At 75.7% G+C, this 9,670-nt stretch carries 1 protein-coding gene and 4 pseudogenes; all 5 read right to left on the bottom strand.

Features of this window, described 5'->3' with window-relative positions:
• Positions 1-89 precede the first annotated feature (89 nt).
• Positions 90-386 (bottom strand): annotated as a pseudogene (locus BM041_RS32150) (ketoacyl-synthetase C-terminal extension domain-containing protein); the annotation flags it as partial.
• A pseudogene (locus tag BM041_RS32145) lies at positions 360-1,472 on the bottom strand (beta-ketoacyl [acyl carrier protein] synthase domain-containing protein); the annotation flags it as partial. The pseudogenes BM041_RS32145 and BM041_RS32150, both read right to left, overlap by 27 nt.
• 47 nt (positions 1,473-1,519) lie before the next feature.
• On the bottom strand, positions 1,520-7,258 hold the full coding sequence (locus BM041_RS09530; protein ID WP_092958711.1) for a beta-ketoacyl synthase N-terminal-like domain-containing protein: 5,739 nt from the start codon (positions 7,256-7,258) through the stop codon (positions 1,520-1,522).
• Positions 7,255-7,506, bottom strand: a pseudogene (locus tag BM041_RS32140) (acyl carrier protein); the annotation flags it as partial. The gene BM041_RS09530 and the pseudogene BM041_RS32140, both read right to left, overlap by 4 nt.
• Before the next feature lie 792 nt (positions 7,507-8,298).
• Positions 8,299-9,423, bottom strand: a pseudogene (locus BM041_RS32135) (amino acid adenylation domain-containing protein); the annotation flags it as partial.
• Between the last annotated feature and the right edge of the window lie 247 nt (positions 9,424-9,670).

Here is a 9,670-nt window from a genome sequence, read left to right as displayed (position 1 = left end):
TCCTCGGCGCTGTCGGCGATGATCCACCAGGGCAGGCGCGGGCGCGCCACCGCGGCGGTGTGGCAGGCATCGGCGAAGGTGAAGGCGCCGTCGCGCAGTTTCGCCTGTGTCTCCGCCGCCATGGCGCGCAGCGCGTCCGGCGTGCGGGCGCTCAGCAGCAGGCGGGGCGCCTCGGCCGGGGTGGACGCGCGTGGCGGCGCTTCCGGCGCGGCTTCCAGGATCAGATGCGCGTTGGTGCCGGAGAAGCCGAAGCTGCTGACGCCGACGCGCCTCAGCGGCGTGGGCACGGTCGCGACCGGGATCTCGATCGCGGCATCGCCGAGGTCGATATGCGGGTTGAGGCGCGTGAAATGCAGGCTCGGCACCACCGCCTGGTGGCGCAGCATCAGCGCCGCCTTGACCAGCCCGGCGACGCCCGCCGCGCCCTCCGCATGGCCGATATTCGTCTTGACCGAGCCGACGCGGAGCGGCGCGGGCCGCGCCCCCCCGAAGACGCCGCGCAGCGCCTGCATCTCGATCGGGTCGCCCAGCGTCGTGCCGGTGCCATGCGCCTCGATGGCATCGACATCGGCGGGTGCAAGCCCGGCATTGTCGAGGGCCGCGCGGATGACCGCTTCCTGCGCCGGGCCGTTCGGGGCCGTCAGCCCGGCGCTGCGGCCATCCTGGTTGACGGCGCTGCCGCGGATGACGGCCAGCACGCGGTCACTATCCGCCAGCGCATCGGCCAGGCGCTTCAGCACCAGCACGCCGCAGCCCTCCGCGCGGACGAAGCCGTTGGCGGCTTCGTCGAAGGCGCGGCACTGGCCGTCGGGGGAGAGCATGTGCAGCCGGTCGAGCGTCGCCGCGCCCCAAGGCAACAGAGTGAGGTTCACGCCGCCGGAAAGCGCCAGCGAACACTCGCCCGCCCGCAGCGCCTGCACGGCCAGATGCGTGGCGACCAGGGAGGAGGAACAGGCCGTATCGACGACGAGCGCCGGGCCTTGCAGGCCGAGCAGATAGGCAAGCCGCCCGGCCGCGACACCGGGTGCGCCGCCGGTGGCGGCGTAGCCTTCCTCCGACATCGCGGCGGGGTCGCCGATGCGGGCGTAGTCGGCCGTGCAGCAGCCGAGATAGACGCCGGTGCGCGTCCCCTCCAGCCGGTCGGGCGCGATGCCGGAATGTTCGAGGGCGCGCCAGGCGGCTTCCAGAACGAGGCGCTGCTGCGGGTCCATGGCCGCGGCCTCGCGCGGCGCGATGCCGAAGAAGGCGGCGTCGAACAGGTCGATGCCATCGAGGAAACCGCCCTGCGCGGTACCACCCGTCGCCGGGGCGGCCCAGCGATCCGGCGGCACCGGGCGCACGGCGTTCCGGCCCTCCGCCAGCAGGGACCAGAAGGCGTCGGGGCCCTCCGCGCCCGGGAAGCGGCAGCCCAGGCCGATGATGGCGATGGGCGCGCGGAACCGGGCCTCCGACGCGTCCAGCCTCTCCTGCATTCGCTGCAGCAGGCGAACGGCCTGTTCCTTCACCTGGCGGTCGGTGCTCATGGCGTCTCCTCCCCCAGCAGGGCGGCGAAGCCGGCGAGGGCGGCGTCCAGGTCTTCCTCCGATGCGGTGGTCAGGTCGTCCGGCGTGGGTGCTGCCTCCGCCCTGGTGGGTGCCGCTTCGGCGGGCAGGCCGAAATGCGTCACGGCCAGGTGGTCCGCGATGGCGGCGATGCTGGGGTGGTTGAAGAGCAGCGTCGCCGGCAGCGCCGCGCCGGCGATGCGGCCCAGGCGGTTGCGGAGTTCGAGCGAGCCGAGGCTGTCGAGCCCGTATTCCTGCAAGGGCCGACGCGGATCGATGGGGCCGGGGATGGAGAGCAGGCTGGCGCATTCCGCGGCGATCCGGTCCCGCAGCCAGGCGCGGCGGTCTTCGGGCGCGACCACCGGGACGGGTTCCGGGGGGGCGGTGCGGGGCGCTTCCGCCGCGGGCGGCGCATCGAGCAGGTCCCGCAGCAGCGGAGGCACGCCCGCCTTGCGCAGCGCGTCCGGCCGCAGCGGCAGCACGGCGGCCTGGGGCAGGCCCTGGGCGAGGATGAGATCCAGGGCCTCGAACGCCTCGGCCGGGCTGAAATCGCCCATGCCGGCTTCGGCGAGATCGACGCCGCGGGCGGCCGCCGCGCCGATGCCGCGCCAGGCGCCCCAATCCACGGCGACGGCGCCGATGCCCCCCGCCCAGGCGGCGCGCAGCGCGGCATCCAGCGCGGCACTGGCCGCGGTATGGGCGGCCTGGCCGGAGGAGCCGAACAGCGCGCCGGCGGAGGAGAAGCCGACCAGCAGGTCGAGCCGCGGCCATGCCCGCAGGATCGCCGAGAGGCCGCCGCATTTCGGCGCGGCGACACGGGCGAAGGCGCCGGGGCGGAGTTGCGCCGCCAGACCATCCTCCAGCAACCCCGCGGCATGGATGACGCCGCCGATGGGCGGCAGGCCGAGCGTGGCGGCGCGGTCATCGGCGGCGGCGAGGGCGGCGGGATCCGTCACCTCCCCCAGCACCAGGTCAGGTGCCGCATCGCCACGCCGTGCCAGGCGCAGCACGCCGCCGGCGCCGCGATGGCGGAGCCAGGCGACGATGGCCGGGCCGAGGCCGCCGCTGGCGCCGGTGACGATGTAGCTGCGGTCGCCGCGGATGCGGTGCGGCAGGCCGGGAATGGCGACCAGCTTGCCGCGGTGCTCGGCGCGGAGCATCGATTGCAGCGCCCCTGGCGCGGCGGACAGCGGCAGCGCGGTGACGGGCGGCAGCAGCGACGGGTCGGCTTCCACCGCCGCCAGCAATTCCCGCAGCAGCGCGGCGAAGACCGGGGCCTCCACCTGGTCCAGCGCCACGACGTGATAGGCGAGGTCGGGCCGCCGCGCCGCGACCGAGGCCGGGGTCGCGATGCCGAGGCGCCCGATCTCGACATAGGTGCCGCCAGGGCGCAGGCGATCCAGCGCCGCATCGCGCAGCGCAGGCGGCAGGGCGCCGAGGACCACGTCGAGCGGGGCGATGTCGCCGAGTTCGGCGGCGCGGGAATCCAGCACCTCCGCAATGCCGTCGTCGCGCAGCAGGGCACGGCGGGCCTCGCTGCCGGCGGTGGCGACGATGGTGGCGCCGGAGGCGCGGGCGAGGCGCAGGGCGATGCTGCCGACACCGCCGGTGGCGGCGTGGATCAGCACGCGCATGCCCGGCCGGAGCGGCGCCAGGTGGCGCAGCGCGTGCCAGGCGGTCACGCCCGCGATGGGCAGCGCGGCGGCCTGGGCGAAGGACAGGGCGGGCGGCAGCGGCAGCACCAGCCGCGCATCGGCCAGCAGGTGGGTGGCCAGCGCGCCCGGCGCGACGGCCAGAACGGCATCGCCCTCCCGCAGCCCCGTCACGCCCTCGCCCAGGGCCAGGACCTCCCCTGCCGCCTCGCCGCCGAGGCCCGGGCCCACGGCGGGCACATGGCCAGCGGCCGCCAGCGCGTCCTTGAAGTTGAGCCCTGCGGCGCGGACCCGGATCAGCACCTGCCCGGGCGCGGGGCGCGGCGGATCGCGCGGCACGAGGTCGAGGGCCGCGGTCAGCACGGCCGGTCCGGTGGCGGCGGCGGGGTGGGGGCGGAACAGCCGCGCCAAATGGCGCTGGCCGCCACGCCAGGCGACCCGATCCTCGCCATCCGCCAGGGCACATTCGACCGCCAGCGCCGCCTCGTCCCCGATGCCATCGAGGTCGACGGTGCGAGCGGCGAGCGAGGGGTATTCGCGGGCCAGTGTCCGAAGCAAGCCGCCGAGGCCGGCGGCGGCTTGGTCCGGCACCTCTCCGCTGTCGACCGCTTCCGCCAGGCGGGTTGCCAGCAGCAGGCGTGGCGCTTCCGGCCGCGCGGCGAGCGCATCGGCCAGGGCGACGAGGGCTTCCGCCGACAGGGAAGCGGGCGCGATCACGCCGGCGATCGGTGCCGGCGGCAGTTCCTGGCCCGGCGCCAGGCTGATCCAGGGCCGGGCAGCGCTGGTGGCGGTGATGACCGCCTGCCCGCCCAGTTCGGCGACGACGACCGGGTTCTCCAGCCTGGCTTCCCGCAGCAGCTCGCACCAGCGCGCGGCCGGCAGCAGCGGGTGGTCGGGGCGGAGGTCGTGGTCGGTGCGGTGGGTCCAGCCTTCCGTCAGGCCGAAGGTAAGGTCGAGCCGCGCCAGCGGGCCGGTGCCCTCCACCAGCAGCAGCCGGCCGCCGGGGGCGAGCAGGGTGACGGCGTGGCGGATGGCCGCACGCAGATCCGGCGCGGCATGCAGGACATTGGCGGCGACGACCAGGTCATGCGCCGCCAGCGCGATGCCCTGGGTGGCGGGGTCGGCGCTGATGTCGAGCCGCGCGGTTCCGACGCCGAAGCGGCGCGCGGCGGCGTCGAGGAAGCCGGCGCCGATATCGGTGAAGAGGTAGTCCGCCTGCGGCAGCGCCGCGCGCAGCGCGGCGGTGGTGGCGCCGGTGCCGCCGCCGATCTCGATGACACGGCGCGCGCCGCCGGCCACCGCGGCGGCCACGGCGTTGAGATGTCGGGCCAGCGGGCTTTCGCGATAGGCGCCATCGGGGGCGCCGTCTCCGAACAGCAGGGCGAGCGGGTCCTGCCTTCCGGCCAGCACATCGGGCAGCGCCGCGCCGCAGCGCGCGACCAGCGCGATTTCCGCCGCCTGCGCCGGAAACTGGCGGGCGAGGGCGGCGCAGCCGGCGGCGGGGTCCCCGGCCTGATCGGCTGCCGCTGCATGCGGGGCGAGCAGCGCCGCCAGCGCCGGGCGCACGGGCTGCGGGATGGCGGCCAGGCCATCGCGGATGAAGCGGGCCGCGAGGCGTTCAAGCGCCTCATGCGGCGCGGTCAGCGCCGGGTCGGCGGCGGCACGCCAGCCCAGGGTGAAGACCAGGCCGGAGGCCCCGGCGGCGGCGCGGCGGCACTCCACCCCGCGCGCTTCCGCCAGCACGGCGCCGGCGGCATCGAGCCAGAGGATGTCGCCGGTCTTGGCCTCAGCCGTCTCATTCGTCAGGCGGGCCAGGATGCGGCGGCAGCCATCGAGGGCCGTATGGCGGGCGAAGCGGGCGATGGCGGCGGGCCGGAAGCCGAGCGCGGCGTCGCGGACGGCGGCGCCGAGTGTCTGCAACCCGGCGTCGAGGATCGCGACCTCCTCCGCGCCGTCGTCGATGTCCGCGACCGCGGCGCCGGTTGCGCGACCGAGGCGGGCGATGCGGCGGAAGGCGGGGCCGAAGTCCAGGCCGGCTTGCGCCAACTCGGCCGCCCAGGTGGCGCCGTCCTCCTGCCCGGCTTGTGTCACGGCGAAGGGGGCGCCGGACGGGGTGGCCGGCGCGGCGCGTGCCTCGGCGATCTGGCGCCAGCTTCCCGCGACCTCGGCCATCACGCGGAAACGGCCATCGGCATCCCGCCACAGCTGGATGGCCTGCGCGGTATCCAGCGGCAGGGGCGCGGTGAAGGCCAGGTCGGTCACGGCGGTGGCGCCGGCTTCCGCCAGCACGGCGAGGTGCCAGGCGCCGGGCAGCAGGGGAACGCCGTCCACCACATGCTGCCGCAGCCAGGGCTCCGGCGTGGCGATGTGCAGCGTCTCCCCGGATGGCAACGGGATCGGCGCGCCGAGGCGCGGCGTCGCGGCCCAGTGGCGGCGGCGCTGGAAGGGGTAGGGCGGGAGGTCCACCGGCACACCCGTGGCGGGCGCGGGTTCGGGCGGCGGGTCGCGGCTCGGCACCGCATCGGCCAAGGCCGCCGCGCTGTCGGCCACCAGGGTGATCGGCAGGCGCGGGCGGCGGGCGGCGGCGGTGGCGATGGCGGCGAAATCGGCGCCGGCCTCGGCGAGGCGCGTGGCATAGGCGGCCCGCAGCGCCTCCAGCGCCGCATTGTCCCGTGCGGAGAGGATGAGGCGCGGGCTGGCCTGGCGGGCCACGGCACCGCGCGCGGGCGGGGCCGCGACATCCCGCCCGGGCGCTGCCGCGACATCTCGCCCGGGCGCTGCCGCGACATCTCGCCCGGGCGCTGCCGCGACCACGGCATGGGCGTTGGTGCCGCCGATGCCGAAGGAGCTGACGCCGCCGATCCGCCGTTCCGTCCAGGGCCGCAGGGCCGTGGCCAGGCGGAAGGGGGTCTCCGCCCAGGGGATGCGGCGGGAGGGTTCGGCCGCATGCAGCGTCGGCGCGACCATGCCGCGTTCCAGCATCAGCACGGTCTTGATGAGGCCCGCGACGCCGGCGGCGGTTTCCGTGTGGCCGATGGCGCTTTTCAGGCTGCCCAGCGCCACGCTGCCCGGCGCCGCGCCGCGATAGGCGGCGGAGAGCGCCGCGACCTCGATCGGATCGCCGATCGGGGTGCCGGTGCCGTGGCCCTCGACATGGCCGATATCGGCGGGGGTGACGCCGGCGACGGCCATCGCTTCCGCGATCACGGCGGCCTGGCGATCCTGGCTGGGCGCGGCGAAGCCCACCTTGTGGCTGCCGTCATTGTTGACGGCGGTGCCGAGGATCAGGGCGCGGATGCGGTCCTGCCCCGCATCCTCCGCCCGCCGCAGCACCACCAGCCCGCAACCGCTGCCGAAGACGGTGCCGGCCGCGCCCTCGGCGAAGCTGCGGCAATGCCCATCGGGCGACAGCATGCCGCCTTCCTCATGCCGGTAGCCCACCTGGTGGGGCACGCGGATGCTGACGCCACCCGCGATGGCGATGTCGCATTCGCCGGACAGCAGGCTCTGGCAGGCCAGGTGGATGGCGACGAGGGAGGAGGAGCAGGCGGTCTGCACCGCGATGGCGGGGCCCTTCAGGTCCAGCCGATAGGCGAGTTGCGTCGCGGCATAATCCTTGTCGTTGCCGGCCATGGCGAGGAGCTGGCCCGCGCGGCTCGGCCCCTCGATCTGCGCGCGGAGGCGGAACAGCAGGTAGGTGCTGATGGCGGAGCCGATGAAGACGCCGATCTGCGCGTCGGTCCGGCGGGGATCGCAATGCGCGTCTTCCAGCGCGTGCCAGGCGACCTCCAGCAGGATGCGCTGCTGCGGGTCCATCAGCGCGGCTTCGTGCGGCGCGATGCCCCAGAAGGCGGCGTCGAAGCGGTCGATCCCCTCCAGCGCCGCCGCGGCGGGGATGTAGCGGGGGTCGTCGATCGTCGCGGCGGGCACGCCTTCCGCCAGCAGCGCGGCGCGGTCGAGGCGCGTGATGCCCTCCCGCCCGCTTTCGAGCAGCGACCAGAGGCTGGCGATGTCCGGCGCGCCGGGGAAGCGGCCGGCCATGCCGATGATGGCGATGCCGGTCATCGGCGCTGGGCCGCGCGACGTCGGGCGGCGCGGTCCAGCCCGCCCTGCACGGCGCCTTCGGCCGCGTCGCCGGCCAGCGCGGCGGCAAGGGCGCTGATGCTCGGCAGGCGGAACAGATCCACCACCGTCAGGCGGCTGCCCATGCGGTCCGCCAGCAGGCGTTGCAGGCGCACCATGTGCAGGGAGGTCGCGCCGGCATCGAAGAGGTTTCGCTGCGGATGCACGGGCTGGCCCAGCGCTTCGGCGACCAGCGCCGCGACGCCGGCTTCCAGCCCGCCGGCGGGGGCGGCGGCATCGCTGGCCGGCGGCTTGAGCGCGCTGCGGTCCACCTTGCCATTGCCGCTGAGCGGCAGCGCTTCCAGCATGTGCAGGTGCCGCGGCACCATGTAGGCGGGCAGGACCGCGGCGCAGTGTTCGCGCAGCGCGCCGGCGAGATCGACGCCCGAGACCTCCGTCGCCGGGATCCCGCAGGCGAAGGCGTGCAGCACGGGCGCGCCATCCCGGCGCAGCAGGCCGATGGCGCAGAGGCCGAGGCCGAGGGCTTCCGCCGCCACCATCATGCGCTGCCCGGCCTGGCCGGCGGCGAGCAATGCGCCTCGCCCATGCGGCGCTTCGAGCAGCAGCAGCGCCGCGGCCGCTTCGGCGACGCGGGCGGTGGCGGGATCGGGAATCTCGATGCGGGGCCAGGCGGCGGGGGGCGTGCCCTCCACGCGGCGCGGGAGGAGGGTGACGGGCATGCCGGCGGCGGCCAGCAGGGCATCGACCGCCGCGCGGGGCAGGGCGGCGTCGGTGAAGCGGCGGACGCTGCGGCGTGCGTCGTAGCTGGCGGCATCGGGGCGATGCGGCAGGGGGATGCGGGGCGCGTCGCCGCGCCGGAGCCCGGGGCGGGACAGCACGCGGCGGGCACGCTCCCAGGATTCGCGCCGCGGCGCCACGAAGGCATGCAGCGCCTTGCCGCCGGGGCCATCCACCACCGTCGCGCAGGCAGCGGCCACTTCGGGATGGGTTTCGAGGGCTGCCTCGATCTCCCCGAGTTCGATCCGGTAGCCCTGGATCTTCACCTGGAAATCCTCGCGGCCGAGGAATTCGATGGGCGTGGGGCCGGCGCCGTCGCCATGCCGGCGGAAACGGCCGAGGTCACCGGTGCGGTAGCGGCGTTCGCCGGTGAAGGGGTTGGTGACGAAGCGCTCCGCCGTGCGGACCGGATCGCGCCAATAGCCGCGGGCGAGGCCGGCGCCGGCGATCTCGATCTCGCCCGTCACCCAGTCCGGGCATGGCGCGCCGCGGGCATCGACGACATGCAGCACCTGGCCGGCGAGCGGCAGGCCGTAGGGGATGCTGGGCCAGGCGGGATCGAGTGAAGCGACCTCATGCGCATTGGACCAGATCGCCGCTTCCGTGGCGCCGCCCAGAGCGACCAGCGCGGTGCCCGGCATCGCATCCCGCAGGCGGCGGACGAGTTCGATCGGCACCCAGTCGCCGGACATCATCACCAGGCGCAGCGCGTGGCCCGGCGGCAGGCCGTGTTCCATCTGCATCGCCATCAGCGCCGGCACGCTGTTCCAGACCGTGACGCGATGGCGGGCCAGCAGGGCCGACCAGGCGGCCGGATCGCGGGCGGCGTCCGGCGGCGGCAGCACCAGCGCGCCGCCCTCCGCCAGCGGGCCGAAGATGTCCCAGACCGAGAGATCGAAGCCCAGCGCGGACAGACCGAAGGCGCGATCCTCCGCTCCGATGGCCCAGCGGCGGTTGATCTCCGCCACCGTCGCGATGGCGGCCTGGTGTTCGATCATCACGCCCTTGGGCTGGCCGGTGGAGCCGGAGGTGTAGATGACATAGGCGAGGCGGGACGGGTCCTCCACCGCCGGCAGCGCAGGCGGCGGCCCCTGTCGCGCGGCGGCCAGGGCTGTGTCGATCTCTGCCGCGTCATCGAGGGGAAGGGCTTCCCCCTGCGCGATCAAGTGGCGGCGGCGCTCGGCCGGCAGGGCCGGGTCCACGGGCAGGTAGGCGGCGCCGGCCTTCAGCACGGCCAGGACGGCCACGATCTGGCGCCAGCCCTTGGGCAGCACGATCGCCACCAGGCGGTCCCGCGTCTTCTCCCCGAGGCGCGCGTGGAGGCGGGCCGCGAGATGGCCGGCGGCGGCGTGCAGCGTGGCGTGGTCCAGCGTGACGTCGCCATCGATCACGGCGGGCCGGTCGGGCATGGCGCGGGCCGCTTCCTCCAGCGCCGCGTGCAGCAGGCGTGGGGTGGCGGCGGGGCGAAGGGCGGCACGCGGCTGGGCCGGACGGCAGGCGCTGGCATCCCGGTCCCAGCCCGCCTCCGTCAGCAGGGCGGAGAGCAGGTCGGCATGGGCGCCGACCATCGCGTCGAGGACGCCGGGCGGAAAGGCGGCTTCGACCGCGTCCCAGCCG

It is taken from the genome of Falsiroseomonas stagni DSM 19981 (genome assembly GCF_900114315.1).
In the GTDB taxonomy this organism is placed as follows: domain Bacteria; phylum Pseudomonadota; class Alphaproteobacteria; order Acetobacterales; family Acetobacteraceae; genus Falsiroseomonas; species Falsiroseomonas stagni.
This window is presented reverse-complemented; position numbering and strand designations above follow the sequence as displayed.